Origin of the sequence: Pseudooceanicola marinus (assembly GCF_002786295.1) — a bacterium.
Classification (GTDB): domain Bacteria; phylum Pseudomonadota; class Alphaproteobacteria; order Rhodobacterales; family Rhodobacteraceae; genus Pseudooceanicola; species Pseudooceanicola marinus.
This window is the reverse complement of sequence record NZ_PGTC01000009.1, coordinates 355,051-372,620: the sequence shown is the minus strand read 5'-3', so window position 1 is coordinate 372,620 and position 17,570 is coordinate 355,051. Positions and strand designations below refer to the sequence as shown.

Here is a 17,570-nt window from a genome sequence, read left to right as displayed (position 1 = left end):
CGTCATCTGCAGCGAACCCAGTCCCCTGATCCGGTTCCGCACATGGCTCTCTCCTCCTCGGCTGTCAGCACTCTTTACCAAAGCGAACGCGCGCGGCTGCAGCGCTTTGCCCGCCGGCTGACCGGCAACGCCGCCACCTCCGAAGACCTGGTGCAGGAGGCCTTCCTGAGGGTCCTGTCGCGCCGGGGCGAGGACCGGATCACGGTGGAAGAGGCCTATGTCACCCGCGTCCTGCGCCACCTCGCGCTGAACCACCAGCGGCACCTGCGCATGGGCGTGGAGATCGCAGTGGAGGACAGCGTGCTGGCCGCCATGGCCGACAGCGGCCCGGCGGTGGATGACAGGATCATCGCCCGCCAGTCCCTGGAACAGGTGCTGCGCGCGATCCTGACCCTGCCGCCCCGCCGGCGCGAGATTTTCGTGCAGCACCGGTTCGAGGATCTGACCTATGACCAGATCGCCGCACGGCTTGGGATCTCGCGCAACACCGTGATGGTGCAGATCGTCAATGCCCTGGCCGACCTGAGGCAACAGCTGTGACCGACCGCTTTGACACCAATGAGACCGGACCGGACGACCCTCTTCTGCGAGAGGCCCTGGAATGGCTGGTGCGGTTGCGGGACGAACAGGCCACCACGGCCGAGCAGCAGGCCTTCGAGGCCTGGCTGGCCAAAGGCGCCCCCCAGCGCGCCGCCTGGGCGGAAGCGACCCGCCTGTGGGAATGTTTCGAACCGGCCCGGGCACAGGTGCAGGCAATGCGACAGCGCGACCGGGCCCTGTCCCGGCGCGATCTCCTGCGCGGCGCGGGCGCGCTGACGCTTGCGGGCGCCGGAGGCTGGACGCTGCTGGCAAGGGGCGAACGCATCGGCACGGCCCCCGGAGAGATCCGCAAGCTGACGCTGGCGGACGGCACCCGGATCACCCTGGGGGCAAGATCGACGCTGGAGGCTCCGACAGACGGCGGCCCGCTGACCCTGCATCGGGGCGGCGCCTACTTCGCGCGGCCCGGGCGCAACGGCACGGCCCCGCTGCAGGTCGCCGTCGCGGGCGCCGGGATCAGCTGCGCCACCGGGGCCTTCGACCTGGCTCTCTGGCCCGACCGAGCGACCCTGGCCGTGGCCCGGGATGCGGTGGTGCTGCGCCCAGCCGGCAATAGCGCGGAACGGTCGCTGCACGCAGGCTGGGCCACCTCTCTTCACGCCGGCGGAATGACCGCGCCTTCCCCCGTGCCGCCGACGGCCATCGGTGCCTGGCGCGACGGGCGCCTGATCTTCCGCGACGCCCCTCTGGCCGAGGTCTTTGCCGCGCTGGACCGCTATCGCGGGGGACGGCTGCTGTGCCTCGACGCGCAGACCCGGCAGATCCCGGTGACCGCCGTATTCGACGCCGCGACCCCGGACGCCGCCCTGCGCACCGTGGCCGACAGCCTCGGCCTGTCGTTGGTCCCGCTGCCGGGCGGGCTGACCCTGGTCCGCACCTGAGGCGGCGAAAAAACTTCGGCGCGCCTTAATGACCCACCCGCCCCCGGGTGTCGAAGAGGGTAAGGGCCGCCTGGCCCGAAACTCAACGCCCCGGCAAGGGGCAGGAACGGGACGGACCATGACCCACTGCGACACGACCAATCACCGACGCGCGGGCGCGCGGGTGTCACACCTGGCGCTTTGCGCGATGCTTTCCCTCGGCGGCGCCTACCTAGGTTCACCCACCACAGCCCTGGCGCAGGCTGGCACAGAGACGGCGCAGGACTTCGCCATCGCGGCCCAGCCGCTGGCCGCCGCGCTGCTGGAGTTTTCGGACCGCACCGGCCTTCAGGTCTTCGCCGATCAGCGCCTGGTGCGCGGCCATCGCAGCGCCCGCGTCGAGGGGGAGATGACCCCACAGGCCGCGCTGACGCGTCTGCTGGCGCCCAGCGGGCTGAGCTATCGCGCCTCGGGCGACAAGGTCGTGGCGATCGTCGATCCCCGGGTCGGCCTGCCCGGAGGCCAGAACGAAGCGGGCCTGTTGCTGCCGCCGATCCAGGTCACCCTGCCCCAGGGCGGAACGGGCGGGCGGGGGTTCCAAGGCGCCTCCGACAGCATCTATGAAACCGCCGCCAGTGTCAGCGAGGTGACGCGCGACACCATGACCTCGGCCCGGGTCCGTCATGCCAACGACCTTCTGGACGATGTCGCCGGGGTCTACACGGCCGACAACCCCCAGGATCCCGGCCTGAACATCAACCTTCGCGGCCTGCAGGATCAGTCGCGGATTGCCACCTCGATCGACGGCGTGCGGCAGAACTTCCAACTGTCGGGTCACGGCTCCACCGGCTATGTCTACCTCGACCCGTCGATGTTCCGCGCCGCCCAGGTGGAGAAGACCGTGACCGCCGGGCCAGGTGGCGCCGCCTCGCTGGGCGGCCAGGTCGATTTCCGCACCCTCGGCGCGGAGGATCTGATCGCGGAGGGCGCGGCCCAGGGCGGCCAGGTCATCGCCGCGACCGGCAGCAACGGCTATGATTTCGCCGGATCCGCCTTCTGGGCCAAACGCCTGTCCGACCAGATCGCGGTGACCGCCGGGATCAGCCGCCGCAAGCTGGGCGACTATGACATCGGCCATGACGGCGACATCGACGGCTACTTCGGTCCGATCAGCGAGCCGGCCGATTACACCAGTTCCGAAACCCTGTCGGGCCTGGCCAAGGTCGAACTGACGCCGGATGAGGACCAGACCCTGACCCTCAGCTGGCTGGGGTTCTCGGGTGACTACAGTACAGGCACCGGGCAGTACATCGACACCAACGAGACCACCAACCACACCCTGCGCGCGGGCTACAGCTATGACCCCGCCTCACCCCTGCTGGACCTGAACGCGGATCTCTGGGCGAACCGCACCCGCGTCGACCAGTACCGCCCGCCGCGCACCAACTACGGCGCCTTCGATGTCAGCTACGAGATGATGAGTTACGGCGCCTCTGTCGACAACACCAGCGCGCTGGTGCTGGCCGGGCGGCCCCTGTCGCTGCGCTACGGGGTCGAGGCCTTCCAGGACAATACCGAGACCCGCTCCACCGGCTCGGACCCGACGGATGACCCGCAGGGCGCCTGGTACGCGGGCACCATGCCCGACGGCACCCGCGAGGTCGCCAGCGCCTTCGCCTCGGCCGATTACCAGCTGTCCGAGCGCTTCGGCCTGCACCTGGGCCTGCGGCGCGACAGCTACGACCTGTCCGGCACCGCTCTGATCTACGACGAGGGCACGCAGGACTACTCTGAGGAGCAGATCGAAAGCTCCGGCGCCCGCTGGCTACCCTCGGCCCAGCTGACCTTCGAGCCCGGCCCGAACCTCGACCTTTGGCTGTCCTACAGCGAGGGTTACCGCCCGCCCGCGATCATGGAGGTCGCGGCCAGCGGCACCCATATTGGCAGCGGCGGGCAGTTCTACATTCCCAACCCGGCCCTGCGCCCCGAGACCTCCCGCACCTGGGAGATCGGCGCCAACTACACCCGCGACGACGCCCTGCGGCCCGGCGACAGCCTGCGCCTGAAGGCCGTCGTTTTCAGCCGGGAGGTCGAGGATTACGTCTCGCTCTGGTACAACAGCGACTTCCGTTTCACGAACATGAACTCGAACGGCACCAGCACCTTCGACGGGATCGAGCTGGAAGCGGCCTATGACGCCGGGCGCTTCTTCATCGGGGGCACCTATTCCTGGATGGATGCCGATATCGACACCAGCTACTCGCTGACCCAGGTCATCGCCGGGATGGAGTTCACCTACGACATGGACGGCGGTCTTTTCGTCTACATGCCGCCCGAGCAGAAGGCGACGCTGGAGGCCGGTATGCGACTGCTGGACGACCGGCTGACGCTGGGCACGCGGGCCACCTGGGCCTCGGACTCGGTCTACGGCGGCGCGGCGGGCTACCAGTCAGATGTGTCGGGCTTCACCGTCTATGACCTGTTCGGCAGCTACGCCCTGTCCGACAGCGCCATGGTCAACTTCGGCGTCGAGAACGTGACCGACCTGGCCTATGCGGATGTGCTGGGCAATCCCAACTACGGCACGCCGGGGCGGACCTTCACGGTCTCGCTCGACACGCGGTTCTGACGGGAGAACGGCAAAGGGGCGCCGCCTGTCGGCGCCCCGGCGGCCGCAAGGTCAAAACGATACGCCAGCCCCCTTGCAGGCCGGACGGGGGACGCGCGGCGCTTGTCCGGCGTCAGCCCGTGGCCAAAGAAAACCACATCGCCCCGATCCCGCAGAGGGGGGGGACAGACGGGCGTGCCCTCCCTTTTCCGGGACTTCGCCGAACCCTAGTAAGACAGACCGTCACGGCGCCCCGGGCCGGCTCGCATCGCAGGCCCGGACGGCGCGCGCAGACTAGGCCGCACCCTTCCAGGTCACGGGCGTGAGATAGACCATGCTGTCATCGGCGCTGACCATCACCTCGCCGTCCTGGATGTTGACCTGAAGCTTCATCGCGCGGCTTGCCAGCCCGGCCAGGGCGACGGTCTCCGGCTCCGCGAAACGGATCACCTGCAGGTTGTCGAAACGGGTCAACCCGCTTCCGACCTTGTCCCACCACGCCTCGGCGGTCCGACCGCCATAGGCATAGATGATGACCTGCGCGGCCTTGTTGCAGGACTGCCGGATGATCTTCTCGCTGGGCAGCCCGAGCGTGACCCAGAGATCGATCTCGCCGCTCAGGCTTTTCTGCCAGATGTCGGGTTCGTCATCCGTCGACAGCCCCTTGGTCAGCTCCAGGTGCTCGTGGGCATTCAGGGCGAAGGCAAGAAGGCGCACCATCAACCGCTCATCCGTTTCCGAGGGATGCTTGGCAACGGTCAGCTTGTGCGTCTCATAGTAGTGTCGATCCATGTCGGAGACCGACAGCTCGACTTTGTAAATGGTGGCGTTCTGCGCCATGATCTTCCCACCCCTTCCAAGGACCGCGCTGCTTACCCCGCCCAGCCCCCGTTGGAAAGCCTTGTGGCACCACTGGCGCCGATGGCCTGCGCTTTGGCGCCCCCGTCCCCAAAGATGACACCACAGATCATCTTGTCGAGCCGGGCTGAACCGCTAGAACCTCCCTATACCCCCGACCATCCCGGCCGGGGTCTTTGGCATTGCGCCCCACATCTCCGCCGGTCCCACCGGCGGCCTACGTCGACAGGACCTTGCAGATGGAACATTGGCACGCCACCGGATCGGAAATCGAGTCGCGGCAGCGGGCCGAGCTGGGCGAGGAGACCCTGACGCCCGGGGCCCAGGTCCGCAGGGCGCTGCGCCAGACCCGCAAGGAGCTTTTCTCCCGCCCCGACTGGGTGCGCCTGGTCAATGGCCAGACCCTGCGGGCCGACCTGCTGTCGGGGCTCACCGGGGCCTCTCTGGTGCTGCCCCAGGGCATTGCCTTTGCCGCCATCGCGGGGCTGCCGCCCGAGTACGGCTTCTACGCCTCGATCGTTCCGACGATCATCGCGGCGCTGCTCGGGTCCAGCTGGCACGCGGTGACCGGCGCGACCACGGCGCTGTCGGCGCTGGTCTTCGGCGCGCTGGCCGGCGGTTTCGTCCCCGGCTCGCCCGAGTTCATCGCAGCCGCGATTTCCATGGCCTTCCTGGTGGGGCTCTTCCAGCTTCTGCTGGGCCTGCTGCGCATGGGCACGCTGGTCGACTTCGTGTCCCATTCCGTGATGACCGGCTTCGTCACCGGGGCCGCCCTGCTGATCGCCACCAGCCAGTTGCGCCATGTGCTGAACCTCGACCTGCCACGCCCCGAGGACCCTCTGGCCTTCGTCCGGGGCCTGGCCCTTGGCCTGCCCCAGGCCGACCTGGCCGCCGTCGCACTCAGCGTGACGGCCATCGTCGTCGGCCTGCTGGTCAAGCGGATCGACAAACGCCTGCCGCACTACCTGGTGGCCCTGCTGGCCGCGACACTGCTCGGCCGCTAGCTCAGCCACGAAGGGGCCCAGCTCGACACCGTGGGCTCCATCTCCTCCGTCCTGCCCGTGCCGAAGATGCCGGACCTGTCGCCGGGCCTGCTGCGTGACATCGTGTCGGGCTCCTTCGCCGTCGCCTTCGTCGGCCTGTTGGAGGCAGTCTCCATCGCGCGGGCCATGGCGGGCAAGTCGGGCCAGATGCTGGATGGCAACCGCGAGTTCATCGGCCAGGGCGCCGCCAACCTCGTCGGCAGCTTCTTCCAGGCCTATCCCGTTTCCGCCTCCTTCACCCGCTCCGCGGTCAACTACGACAGCGGCGCGCGCACGCCGCTGGCGGCGATCTTCTCCGCGCTGCTGCTGGTGGCCATCCTGCTGCTGATCGCGCCGCTCTTTTCCTACGTGCCGATCGCCGGGCTGGCGGGGGTGATCCTGCTGGTGGCCTGGCGCCTGGTCGACTTTGGGGAAATCCGCCACATTTGGCAGTCCTCCGCGGTCGAGACGGTGATCGCGGGCGCGACCTTCTTCAGCACGGTCTTCATCAGCCTGGAGTTCGCGATCTACACCGGCGTGATCCTGTCGCTGCTGCTGTTCCTCGCGCGCATCGCCCAGCCGGTCATCGCCGTGGTCGCCCCCGACCCCACGGCCCCGAGCCGCCATATGCGAAGCGCCCGGCTGTTCGATCTGCAGGAATGCCCGCAACTGATGATCACCGCCATGCACGGGCCGCTCTACTTCGGGACAGTCGAGGCGATCCGGCGCGACTTCCATCGCTTCCGCACCGAAAGACCGTCGCAGAAGCATATCCTGTTCATGACCCCCTCCAGCAGCGAGATGGACCTGCCTGCCGCACAGTTGCTGGTCGAGGAAGCCCGCAAGCGCGAGGAAGCGGGCGGGTCGCTGCACCTCAAGATCGGCAGCCTCCGGGCGCTGAACAAGCTGGCCCGTTTCCACGTGGTGAAGACCCTGGGGCGCAGCCGGGTGCACCTGTCGAAACGCGATGCCATCGCGGAAATCATCCCCGACCTCGATCCCGAGATCTGCCGCACCTGCCAGGCGCGGATCTTCCGGGAATGCGCCCGGCAGCCCGGCGCCGAAGAGGCGGCGGCGCAGGCGGACGACCAGACCGCAAAACCATCTGAAAGCTAGGCGCCGGCGCGCCGCCCTAGCGGGTTTTCGAGACCGCCTCGAAGGCCTCGACCAGCTGCGCCTCGATCTCGGGGATACCGCCGCCCCCGCGCCGGAACAGACCCCACTCGTAGGGGATCTCCGTCTGCAACGGAACGACGCGCGCGCCGTGGACGGCAATGCCGCGGGCGGTCACGCAATCCACCAGGGCGATGCCCAGCCCTGCCACCGCGGCCTGGACCGCGTTCAGGGAACTGTTGGTGTTCAACACCGCCGCCGGTGTGACCCCGGCCGCCTCCAGCGCTGCGTCGATGGCATGGCGAATGCGGTAGTTGTTGCCGACCGTCAGCAACCGCTGCTGCGCGAAGATGTGGAGGGGGATCGGACCCTCGTTCCCCCCTTCGGGCAGGACCGCAACCAGGCTGGAGCGGGCGGAGGCCAGGCAGTCGACATCCGCGTGCGAAAGCGGCAGGGCACTGAAACCATAGGCGGCCGCCCCGGAATGCAACGCCCGCGCCACATGCTCGGCGTCCATGGTTTGCAGGTTGAGCGTCGCGGGCAGCAGATCGCCCAGCCGGGCCAAGACGTCGGGGACCAACCCGGCGGCCATCGCCGGCGTCGCCGCCAGCGACAGGGATTGCACCCGCCCCTCGCGCAACCCGGCCGCCCGCTGCACCACCGCGTCGTAGGACTCCAGCAGCCGGCGCGCCTCCTCGAAGAAGGCCAGCCCCTTTTCGGTGGGCGTTATCCGTGGCCCGTTGCGCTGGAACAGCGCAAATCCGATCAGCTGTTCCAGATCACGGATCATCCGCGTCACCGCCGGCTGGCCGATCCCCAGCTTGCGCGCCGCCCCGGTCATCGACCCGGTGGCCATCACCGAGGCGAAGACCTCAAGCTCGCGCATACCAAGGGCGCCACTATTTCCGTTTGACATACTCACCCCCGAATGATCTTATTTAGATATGATGCGAGGCGCACCATGCGTTTTCAGCATAGTTAACACGCTCCCATGGATCGAGCCATGCAGAAAGACCCCTCATGACCGCTGTTCCCGACGCAATCGACCAGGCCCTCGGCATCGCGCCCGGCTCCCCCCTGCACGCGCTGCGGGCCCTGCGCCCCGAGTTCGTTTCCGGCGCAGAGGCCTGCCGCGCCGCCGTGCTTGACCCCGAAGAGACGCTGGACCTGTCGCCCGAGCTGCGCAGGGCGATCGCCCGCCGCGTCGTTGCCGGGGCCGGTCATGATCGCCTGACCGAAGGCTACCCCCGCCCCGCCGATCCGGCCCTAGCCGCCTTGGCGGATGGCGAGATGCCCGAGGATTTCGCCCTGGCCGCCCTGGCGCGCCACGCCGACCTAATCGCGGAAACCCCGGCCAAGGCCGGGCCCGAGCATCTGAGCGCCCTGCAGGAGGCGGGGTTCAGCGTGCCGCAGATCATCGCCCTGTCGGAACTGCTGGCCTTCGCCTGCTACCAGATCCGCGTCGTCCACGGCCTCGGCCTGCTGAAGGAAACCCGCGCATGACCGATACCATCCCCCAGGTCACCCTGAAGCCCCTGACATGGACGCCGCACCTGCCCCCGGTGGAGATCGAGGACGCAACGCCCCGACAGCTGGAGGCGATGAAGGTCACGCCCTCGGCGAAGAAGGTGTCGCCCTATGTGCGCACCCTGGCCCATGACCCGGACAGCTACGTGGCCCGCACCGTGCTGTTCAACGCCATCATGTATGCCGAGGGCGGGCTGAACCGCGCCGACCGCGAGCTGGGCGCGCTTGGCGCCTCGCTGATCAATGGCTGCAAGTACTGCGCCAACGTGCATGCCCGCCAGCATGCCCGGCTGACCGGCACCGCCACGACCTCCGCCCTTTATGCCGGGCGCCGCGATGCGCTGAACCCGCGCGATGCGGCGATCATGGATTTCGCCGAAGCCCTGACCGCCACGCCGCCGACGGCGGAGCAGTCCCATGTCGAGGCGCTGCGCGCGCAGGGCATGGAGGATGCGGAGATCCAGGACCTGATCCATTCGATCGCGATCTTCGGCTGGGCGAACCGGCTGATGCACCCGCTGGGCCATTCGGACTGACCGGCCACGCAGGCCAACGGCCCCCTTGCACCGACGGACCGCGCGTCTCCTCCGGAGGCGCGCGCTGTCGTTTGTCGGGGCAGGCCTGGGCCCGAAACCAGCGAAGACCACGCCGGACGCCGGGGAATCGGACCGAAGCCAGACCCCTCAATGTGAAATAATGAGACCTCCATGATGCCCATTCAAGCATCATAAGACGGCGTTTTCCGTGAAATCTGGGGGCGCAACTTGATTCATGTCATTTTTGAATTGATTGGGCGGATTAATTCACGAATCTTAGATTCATGAACCGCAAAGACCTCGCCACCTTCCTCAAAGTCGCCGAGACCGGCTCCGTCACCCTGGCGGCCGATATGCTCGGCCGGTCGCAACCCTCGGTCACCCGCTGCCTGAAGGACCTGGAAGAGAGCCTCGGATTTCCCCTGGTCGAACGGGCCGGACGCCGGATCCAGCTGACCGCCGAGGGCGTGGCCTTCGAGGAAGAGGCGCGCCGCCTGCTGTCGCTCTTCGAGGATCTGCGCGCCCGCACGCTGGCGCGGGCCGCGGGCACGGAACAGCCGCTGGCGATCTCGGCCACCTATGCGCTTGGCACCGGGCTGGTGCCGCACGCGCTGGCCCGCTGGCCGGAAAGCGACCGCCCGACGGAGGTGCGCCTGATGCAGGCCGCGCCCAATGCGGTCGCCCAGGACCTGCTGAGCGGCAACGCCCGGATCGGCTTTGCCTCCCTGCCGCTGGACGTGCCGGGCATCACCGCCGAACGTGTCTATGCTGCGCCCCTAGTCGCGGCCCTGCCCGAAAGCCGCGCCGCCGAATTTCCCGAAGGCCAGCCGGTGTCCCTGGCGCAGGTCGCCACCGACACCGTGGTGACCATGCTGGACCAGACCCGCCTGCAGGGCCGGATCCGCCAGGCGCTGGAAGCCGCGAACGTGCACCCCGCCCGGGCCATGCGGGCCAATTCCTCGGTCTCCGCGCTGCAGTTCGCCCGGCTGACCGGCGCGACCGCCATCGTCGAACCGGTGACCGCCTACGGCACCTGCCCCAGCGGGGTCATCCTGCGCCCGCTGGTCGAACAGGTGGATTTCACCTTCGGTTTCTTCGTCGCCGCCGGGGGCAACGCCGCCCGGGCGACGCAGGACATCTTCGACCTGTGCGAAGCGGCCCTGTTCGACCTGATCCCCCAGGTCCGCCGCATCGACGGCACGCCCTCTCCCAAATCAGAGACTGACCATGACTGACACACGCAGCGGCCTTTCAGCCCTCGAAACCCGCCTCGCCAAGGACCTCACCCTGCTGGAGCTGCCCTCCAAGTCCTGGGTGCCGGCGCGGGAGCATGCCGGCCAGCGCGTGCGCGACGTGATCTTCGTCGGCGCCGGCATGTGCGGGCTGGCGGGGGCCGCTCGGCTGACGCTGTCGGGGGTGGACAACATCGTGCTTTACGATGCCGCGCCCAAGGGCCTCGAAGGCCCCTGGGACACCTTCGCACGGATGAAAACCCTGCGCTCCCCCAAGACGCTGGCCGGGCCCTGCCTGGGCCTGCCCGCCCTGACCTTCCGCGCCTGGTACGAGGCGCAATGGGGCGAGGACGCCTTCGACGCGCTCGGCAAGATCCCGAAGGGCATGTGGATGGACTACCTGCGCTGGTATCGCGACGTGCTGAACCTGCCGGTGGTGAATGAAACCCGTGTCAGCGACGTGCAGGACGCAGGCGACAACCTGATCGCCGTGACCCTGACCGACGCCAAGGGCACGCGCACCGAGTACTGCCGCCACCTGGTGCTGGCCACCGGCCGGTCGGGCCTGGGCGGCGGCGCCGTGCCCGGCTTCCTGTCGGATGTCGATCGCCGGTTCTGGGCCCACAGCGCCGACGACATCGACTTTGCCGCGTTGAAGGACAAGCGGGTCATCGTGATCGGCGCCGGCGCCTCGGCCATGGACAATGCCGCCACGGCGCTGGAGGCGGGCGCCGCCCAGCTCGACATGCTGATCCGGCGCAAGGAGATGCCGCGGGTCAACAAGATGACCGGCATCGGCAGCCAGGGCGTGGTGCACGGCATGCGCTACCTGCCCGACGCCTGGAATTACCGGTTCAACGACTACGTCAACAGCCAGCAGGTGCCGCCGCCGCGCAGCTCCACCCTGCGGGTCACGGAACACCCGAACGCCCGCACCTTCCTCGGCTGCCCGGTCGAGGACGTGCAGGAGGCCGGCGACCACATCGTGGTGAAGACCCCCTATGCCGATTTCGAGAGTGATTTCGTCATCGCCGCCACCGGTTTCCGCAACGATTTCACCGGTCGGGACGAGTTCAGCGCCTTCGCCCCCTACATCAAGACCTGGAAGGACGGCGTCTATGATCCCTCGATGGGCAAGCCCATCCCCTTCATGACCGATGCGCCCTACCTGGGCGACGCCTACGAGTTCCTGGAGAAGGAGCCGGGCAGCTGTCCGATGCTGGCGCGCATCCACTGCTTCAACGACGCGGCCATGCTGAGCCACGGCAAGCTGTCGGGCGACATTCCCGCCATCTCCGCCGGGGCCGACCGGCTGATGCGCGGCATCGTCGCCGAGATGTTCAGCGCCGATGTCGAAACCCACTATCAGGGGCTGCAGGCCTATGACGTGCCCGAACTGCAGGGCGACGAATGGGTCGACAGCACCCCTACCCTCATGGAGACCGCGAAATGAGCCTCTCGGGTCGCGAAGACTACATCACCCTGAACGGCTGCCGCTTCCGCTACCGCATCGCGGGCGAGGAGAACGCCGAGACGATCATCCTGCTGCACGGCGGACGCGGCGCGGGCGACCACATCGGCGAATGGACCGCCTATGCGGCCCTGGCCGACCGCTACCGCGTCATCGCCTTCGACCAGCGCGGCTGCGGCCTGTCGGAAATCGCCTACCCGATGAACTTCCGCCAGTATGCCGATGACGTGGATGCCTTCCGCCGCCACTTCTGCGGCGAGGATGGCAAGATCATCCTGCAGGGCGGCAGCTTCGGCGGGATGATCGCGCTGACCTTTGCGGTGCACTACCAGCAGCATCTGACCCACCTGATCCTGCGCGGCACCGCCCCCAGCCACCACCACGAGGCGGAGGCGATCGAGACCTTCAAGGCGCGCATCGACAAGGTGCCCTCGGCCAGCCCGGAAATGATCGACAAGCTGTTCGGCACCACGATCACCGACGATACCGAATTCCGGCTGATCTGGTTCGCGCTGCAGCCGCTCTACTACGAGGTCTTCGACCCGAACGCGGCACTGGAACGCACGCGCACGATGCACCTGCATGCGGAAACCCACAACGAGATGTTCCGCGAGAAGGAACATGACCTGCGGGACGCGCTGAAGACCATGACCGTGCCCACCTTCGCCTTCTGCGGCGAGAAGGACTGGATCTGCCCGCCCAGCCAGACCCGGCTGATCGCCGAGCTCTGCCCCAATGCCACCGGCTGGGAAGTGCCGGAGGCGAACCATTCGTGCCACCATGAACAGAATGCCCTGGTGCTGGAACGCATCCGGGCCTTCCTGGAAGGCGAGGCGCCATGACCGGCTTCATCCTTCGCCGCCTGGGCGAATCCCTTCTGGCCATCTGGGGTGTGGTGACGATCGTCTTCTTCGTCACCCGCATCCTGGGCGACCCGGCGGCCCTGCTGCTGCCCATCGGCGCCTCGGACGCCGACATCCAGGCCCTGCGCGGCCAGCTGGGCCTCGATCAGCCGATGCTGGTGCAATACGGACAGTTCCTGCTGAACGCCGTACAGGGCGATTTCGGCGTCTCCTTCCAGCATGGCCGCGACGCCATGCAGGTGGTACTGGAACGTCTGCCCGCCACCGCACAGCTGGCGCTGACGGCCATTGCCATGGGCCTGGTCATCGGCACCGTCGCCGGCTCCATCGCGGCGCTGAAGCGCGGCCGCGCGATCGAACTGGTGGTCATGGCCGTGGCCCTGCTGGGCCAGGCGACGCCGGTCTTCTGGCTGGGGATCATGCTGATCCTCTTCTTCGCGGTGAACTTGGGCTGGCTGCCCACGGGCGGCTACGGCACCCTGGCGCATCTGGTGCTGCCGGCCTTCACCCTGGCGGTCTTCGTCTCCGCCTCCATCGCGCGGCTGCTGCGGTCCTCGATGCTGGAGATCCTGAAGGAGGACTACATCCGCACCGCCAAGGCGAAGGGGCTGCTGCGCCACACGGTCTTCTTCTGGCACGTGGCACGCAACGCGCTGATCCCGGTGGTGACCATGACGGCGATCCTGACCGGCGAATTGCTGGGCGGCTCGGTGGTGACCGAAACGGTCTTCTCCTGGCCGGGCATCGGGCGGCTGATCATCCAGGCGATCGAGGCCAAGGATTTCCCCGTCATCCAGGCCGGCATCACGCTGATCGCCGCGATCTTCGTCCTCATCAACTTCCTGGTCGACCTGCTCTACGGCGTGCTTGACCCCCGCATCCGCGCGAACCGCTGAGGAGACGGACAGATGACACATTTCCTCAAGGATCTCTCGCGCTCCAGGGCCGGCCTGTTCGGCTTCGTCCTGCTGGTCGTGATCGTCGCCCTGGCGCTGCTGGCGCCGCTGCTGGAGCTGCCCGACCCGACGCGCGGCGACCTGCGCGCGCGCCTCGCCGGCCCGACCTGGGAGGGGCTCTTCTCCCCCGGGGCGCACCCCCTGGGCACTGACGAGGTGGGCCGCGACATCCTCTCGCGGCTGATCCACGGTTCCCGCATGACGCTGATGGTGGCCTCCACCGCCGTCGTGCTGGGCGGCATCGTGGGCACGGTGCTGGGCATCCTGGCCGGCTACAAGGGCGGCTTCATCGACCGGCTGCTGATGCGCCTGGTCGACATCCAGCTGGCGATCCCGCTGATGCTGCTGGCCTTGCTAGTGGTGGCGGCCCTCGGCCCGTCGATCCGCAACGTGGTGCTGGTCCTCGCCCTGACGTCCTGGATCCGCTACGCCCGGATCATCCGCGCCCAGGTGCTGTCCCTGCGCGAACGTGAGTTCGTCCAGTCCGCCCGCGCCATCGGCGCCTCGACCGCGCGCATCATGTTCCTGCACATCCTGCCCAACGTGCTGACGCCCGCCTTGGTCGTCGGCACGCTGGAGCTGGCCCGCGTCATCATCATGGACGCCGCGCTGTCCTTTCTCGGCCTGGGCGTGCAGCCCCCGACCCCGTCCTGGGGCCGGATGCTGGCCGATGGTCGCGTCTACCTCTCCTCCGCCTGGTGGACCGTGACCTTCCCCGGTCTCGCCATCGTGCTGACCGTGCTGTCGGTGAACCTCTTCGGTGACTGGCTGCGCGACTACTTCGACCCCAAGACACGGAGCGCCAAATGAGCCTCGACACCAACAGCCCCCGCCCCCGCATCGCCCGCCTGAAGGCCGCGATGGCCGAGAAGGGCATCGACGCTCTGGTCACGTTCAAGCCGGAGCACACCTTCTACATGTCGGGTTTCAACCCGGTGCTCTACTCGCATCCGGTGGTCATGATCCTGCCCGCTGAGGGCGCGCCGACCATGCTGGTGCATGCCCTGCGCGATGCCCACGGGCGCGACGAGGGCTTCGTCGAGGACACCCGCGCCTATGGCGTCTGGTCGACGACGAAGACCATGGGTCCGACCTGGCCCGAGGCCCTGCAGAAGATCCTGACCGAGAAGGGCCTGGCCAACGCCGTGATCGGCATGGAAGCCGACAGCACTCCCATGGCCCGCTGGAGCCAGGTGCAGGCGCTGGTTCCGGAGGCAAAGTTCGAGGACAGCTCGAAGCTGATCGACCGCTGCCGCCTGATCAAGGACAGCGACGAGATCGCCATGGCCCGCGTGGCCGCCGATCTGGCGGACCGCGGCATGGACGCGGCCATTGCCGCCCTGGCCGACGGCGGGACCGAGCGGGAGGCGCATACCGCGTCCCTGATCGCGATGAACAAGCACTGGACCAACGCCCTGCCCGACGACATCGAGGTCGCTGATTTCGGCGGGTTGGAAGGCGGCATGGTCAACGGCCTGGCCACCTGGGTCCTGTCCGGCGACCGGATGTTCCGCAACTGCGACAACTCGATCTCCCGCACGCCGCTGCCGGGCGAGACGGTGGCGATCTTCATCTGGGCCGTCGCCAACGGCATCCATGCGGAGAACGAACGCACCGTCGCCATGGGTCCCCTGCCCGAAAAGCGCCGCCGCGCGCTGGACACCATCCTGGAGATCCGCGAGCAAATCACCCCGGTGATGAAACCCGGCACGCCGCTGGCCGAGCTTTACAACATCACCAAGGCGGGCCTGATCAAGGCCGGCTACGACGCCAACATCCCCGGCCGCATCGGTCACACCATCGGCATCGGCGCGCATGAGCATTTCTCGCTCGACGGCAAGACCGACGTGGTGCTGGAGCCGGGAATGCTGTTCACCCTGGAACCCAACCTGCGCGTCCCCGATCAGGGCGTGGCCACTCAGATCAGCGATACCATCCTGATCACCGAGGACGGCCACGAGTTCCTGACGAAATCGTGCGGCGGCTACATCGAGGTCTGACGTGGCACTTCTCGAGATCAAGAACCTCACGGTCGAGTTCGACACCCCGGGCGGGGTCGTTCACGCGGTCAACGACCTGAACTACAGTGTCGAGGCCGGTGAGACGCTGGGCGTCGTGGGGGAAAGCGGCTCGGGGAAATCCGTGCATATCCTGGCCCTGCTGGGCCTGCTGCCCTGCCCGCCCGGGCGCATCGTGTCGGGCGAGGCCTGGTTCGACGGCCGCAACCTGATGGCCCTTTCCGACCGCGACCTGCGCAGCATCCGCGGCGGCGAGATCGGCATGGTCTTCCAGGATCCGATGTCATCGCTGAACCCGGTGCTGACCGTCGGGCGCCAGCTGAAGGAGGTGCTGACCCGTCACACCAACCTGACGGGGCGCGCCCTGAAGGCCCGCATGGTGGAACTGCTGGACATCGTCGGCATCCCCCACCCCGAGGCGCGGCTGTCGCAGTACCCGCACGAGTTCTCGGGGGGCATGCGCCAGCGCGTGATGATCGCCATCGGCATGGCCTGCAACCCGCGCCTGCTGATCGCCGACGAGGCGACGACCGCGCTGGACGTGACCGTGCAGGCGCAGATCCTGGACCTGGTGCGCCAGCTGAAGCACGACTTCGGCACCACCGTCATCTGGATCACCCATGACATGGGCGTGGTGGCAGAACTCGCAGACACGATCCAGGTCATGTACGGCGGGCGCATCATGGAACGCGGCCCCGTGCGCCCGGTCTTTCACGACCCGCGCTCGGCCTATACCTGGGGGCTGCTGAACTCCCTGCCGGACGAGGGCGCGCGGACGCAGCGGCGCCTTTACCAGATCCCCGGCAGCCCGCCCGACATGTCGAACCCGCCCCCGGGCGACCCCTTCGCGCCGCGCAACCCCTTCGCCACCGAACGCTGTCACCGCGAGGTGCCGCCACTGCGCGACGTGGGCAACATGCCCGGCCACAAGGTCGCCGCCTGGTACGATCTGCCCGCCCTGCTGGCCGCCCAGTCCGAGAAGGAGCAGACGCCATGACGCAGCCCCCCGTCATCGAAGTGAACGGCCTGATGCGCAGCTACGGCGGCGGTCGCACCCTGCTGGGCCGCGAGAAGCCGGTGATCCACGCGATCAACGACGTCTCCTTCCAGATCGCCGAGGGCGAAACGCTGGGCCTGGTCGGCGAAAGCGGCTCGGGCAAGTCCACCACGGGCCGCGCCGTGCTGCACCTGGAACGGCCCGATGCGGGCTCCGTCCGGTTCCGCGGGACCGAGCTGTCGACCCTCGGGCAACAGGGGCTGAAGCCCTACCGCAAGCACATGCAGATGATCTTCCAGGATCCCTACTCGGCGCTGAACCCGCGGATGAAGGTCGGCCGCTTCGTCGGCGAGCCGCTGGTGGTGCATGGCGTCGACAGCGGTTCCTCCCTGCAGGACCGGGTGGCGGAGCTGTTCAAGCTGGTCGGCCTCGATCCCAGTTTCATGAGCCGTTACCCCCACGAGTTCTCTGGCGGCCAGCGCCAGCGGATCAACATCGCCCGCGCCATCGCGCTGCAGCCGGGGTTCATCGTCGCGGACGAACCCATCACCGCGCTCGACGTGTCGATCCAGGCGCAGATCGTGAACCTGTTCCAGGACCTTCAGGACCAACTGGGCCTGGCCTACCTGTTCATCGCCCACGACCTGTCGATGGTGCGCTACCTGTGCCAGTGGGTCGCCGTGATGCTGCGCGGGCGCATCGTCGAGATGGCCCCCACGGAGCAGATCTTCGCCGATCCGCGCCACCCCTATACCCGCTCGCTGCTGGCAGCGATCCCCGTCCCCGATCCGGACCGCGTGCGTCCGGACCGCCCGCCCTTCGACGTGGCCGCCAACGTGCCGCCGCGCGAAGCACCGCTGATCGAGGTCGCCCCCGACCACTTCGTCCTCGATCACCAGGTACAATGAG

Annotated in this window: 15 protein-coding genes and 1 pseudogene; 14 read left to right on the top strand and 2 right to left on the bottom strand. The window is 68.1% G+C overall.

The features are described from left to right. Positions 1–42: 42 nt before the first annotated feature. From CVM50_RS02915 to CVM50_RS02905, 3 genes are all read left to right on the top strand, one after another. A complete protein-coding gene (locus CVM50_RS02915) occupies positions 43–540 on the top strand; it encodes an RNA polymerase sigma factor (RefSeq protein WP_085886197.1) in 498 nt (165 codons plus the stop codon). Further along, positions 537–1,481 carry a FecR family protein gene (locus CVM50_RS02910; RefSeq protein ID WP_085886198.1) on the top strand — a complete coding sequence of 315 codons (945 nt, stop codon included), beginning with the start codon at positions 537–539 and terminating at the stop codon, positions 1,479–1,481. Before CVM50_RS02915 ends, CVM50_RS02910 begins: the two co-directional genes overlap by 4 nt. A gap of 118 nt (positions 1,482–1,599) precedes the next feature. Beyond that, on the top strand, positions 1,600–4,089 hold the full coding sequence (locus CVM50_RS02905) for a TonB-dependent receptor (RefSeq protein ID WP_085886199.1): 2,490 nt from the start codon (positions 1,600–1,602) through the stop codon (positions 4,087–4,089). Between the two features lie 273 nt (positions 4,090–4,362). On the opposite strand, the gene CVM50_RS02900 is transcribed toward CVM50_RS02905, so the two are convergent. Continuing rightward, positions 4,363–4,908 (bottom strand): YaeQ family protein, encoded by a 546-nt coding sequence (locus CVM50_RS02900; RefSeq protein WP_085886200.1) that lies wholly within the window; start codon positions 4,906–4,908, stop codon positions 4,363–4,365. 257 nt (positions 4,909–5,165) lie between these two features. Between CVM50_RS02900 and CVM50_RS21925 the strand changes: the two are divergent. Beyond that, positions 5,166–7,064: pseudogene (locus tag CVM50_RS21925) on the top strand (SulP family inorganic anion transporter). A gap of 16 nt (positions 7,065–7,080) precedes the next feature. On the opposite strand, the gene CVM50_RS02885 reads toward CVM50_RS21925, so the two are convergent. After that, positions 7,081–7,947, bottom strand: coding sequence for a LysR family transcriptional regulator (locus tag CVM50_RS02885; RefSeq protein WP_159457043.1), 867 nt, complete (start codon positions 7,945–7,947; stop codon positions 7,081–7,083). Positions 7,948–8,081: 134 nt separating this feature from the next. On the opposite strand from CVM50_RS02885, the gene CVM50_RS02880 reads away from it, so the two are divergent. The 10 genes from CVM50_RS02880 (at position 8,082) to CVM50_RS02835 (ending at position 17,569) form a co-directional block, all read left to right on the top strand. After that, positions 8,082–8,564 (top strand): CMD domain-containing protein, encoded by a 483-nt coding sequence (locus CVM50_RS02880; protein ID WP_085886204.1) that lies wholly within the window; start codon positions 8,082–8,084, stop codon positions 8,562–8,564. Further along, positions 8,561–9,124, top strand: coding sequence for a peroxidase-related enzyme (locus CVM50_RS02875; protein ID WP_085886205.1), 564 nt, complete (start codon positions 8,561–8,563; stop codon positions 9,122–9,124). The genes CVM50_RS02880 and CVM50_RS02875 overlap by 4 nt, the downstream gene beginning before the upstream one ends. 284 nt (positions 9,125–9,408) lie before the next feature. Beyond that, a complete protein-coding gene (locus tag CVM50_RS02870) occupies positions 9,409–10,359 on the top strand; it encodes a LysR family transcriptional regulator (protein ID WP_085886206.1) in 951 nt (316 codons plus the stop codon). Next, on the top strand, positions 10,352–11,809 hold the full coding sequence (locus CVM50_RS02865) for a flavin-containing monooxygenase (protein WP_085886207.1): 1,458 nt from the start codon (positions 10,352–10,354) through the stop codon (positions 11,807–11,809). The genes CVM50_RS02870 and CVM50_RS02865 overlap by 8 nt, the downstream gene beginning before the upstream one ends. Beyond that, positions 11,806–12,669, top strand: a complete 864-nt coding sequence (locus CVM50_RS02860) for an alpha/beta fold hydrolase (protein WP_085886208.1) — start codon at positions 11,806–11,808, stop codon at positions 12,667–12,669. Before CVM50_RS02865 ends, CVM50_RS02860 begins: the two co-directional genes overlap by 4 nt. Further along, positions 12,666–13,586 carry an ABC transporter permease gene (locus CVM50_RS02855; protein WP_085886209.1) on the top strand — a complete coding sequence of 307 codons (921 nt, stop codon included), beginning with the start codon at positions 12,666–12,668 and terminating at the stop codon, positions 13,584–13,586. Before CVM50_RS02860 ends, CVM50_RS02855 begins: the two co-directional genes overlap by 4 nt. A gap of 12 nt (positions 13,587–13,598) precedes the next feature. Further along, entirely contained in the window at positions 13,599–14,456 is an 858-nt protein-coding gene (locus tag CVM50_RS02850) for an ABC transporter permease (protein WP_085886210.1), read from the top strand. Beyond that, positions 14,453–15,646 (top strand): M24 family metallopeptidase, encoded by a 1,194-nt coding sequence (locus CVM50_RS02845; RefSeq protein ID WP_085886211.1) that lies wholly within the window; start codon positions 14,453–14,455, stop codon positions 15,644–15,646. Before CVM50_RS02850 ends, CVM50_RS02845 begins: the two co-directional genes overlap by 4 nt. A 1-nt stretch (position 15,647) precedes the next feature. Then, positions 15,648–16,661 carry an ABC transporter ATP-binding protein gene (locus tag CVM50_RS02840; RefSeq protein ID WP_085886212.1) on the top strand — a complete coding sequence of 338 codons (1,014 nt, stop codon included), beginning with the start codon at positions 15,648–15,650 and terminating at the stop codon, positions 16,659–16,661. Then, the gene (locus tag CVM50_RS02835) at positions 16,658–17,569 is read left to right on the top strand and encodes an ABC transporter ATP-binding protein (protein ID WP_085886213.1); all 912 of its coding nucleotides are present in this window, start codon (positions 16,658–16,660) and stop codon (positions 17,567–17,569) included. Before CVM50_RS02840 ends, CVM50_RS02835 begins: the two co-directional genes overlap by 4 nt. Position 17,570: the final 1 nt, after the last annotated feature.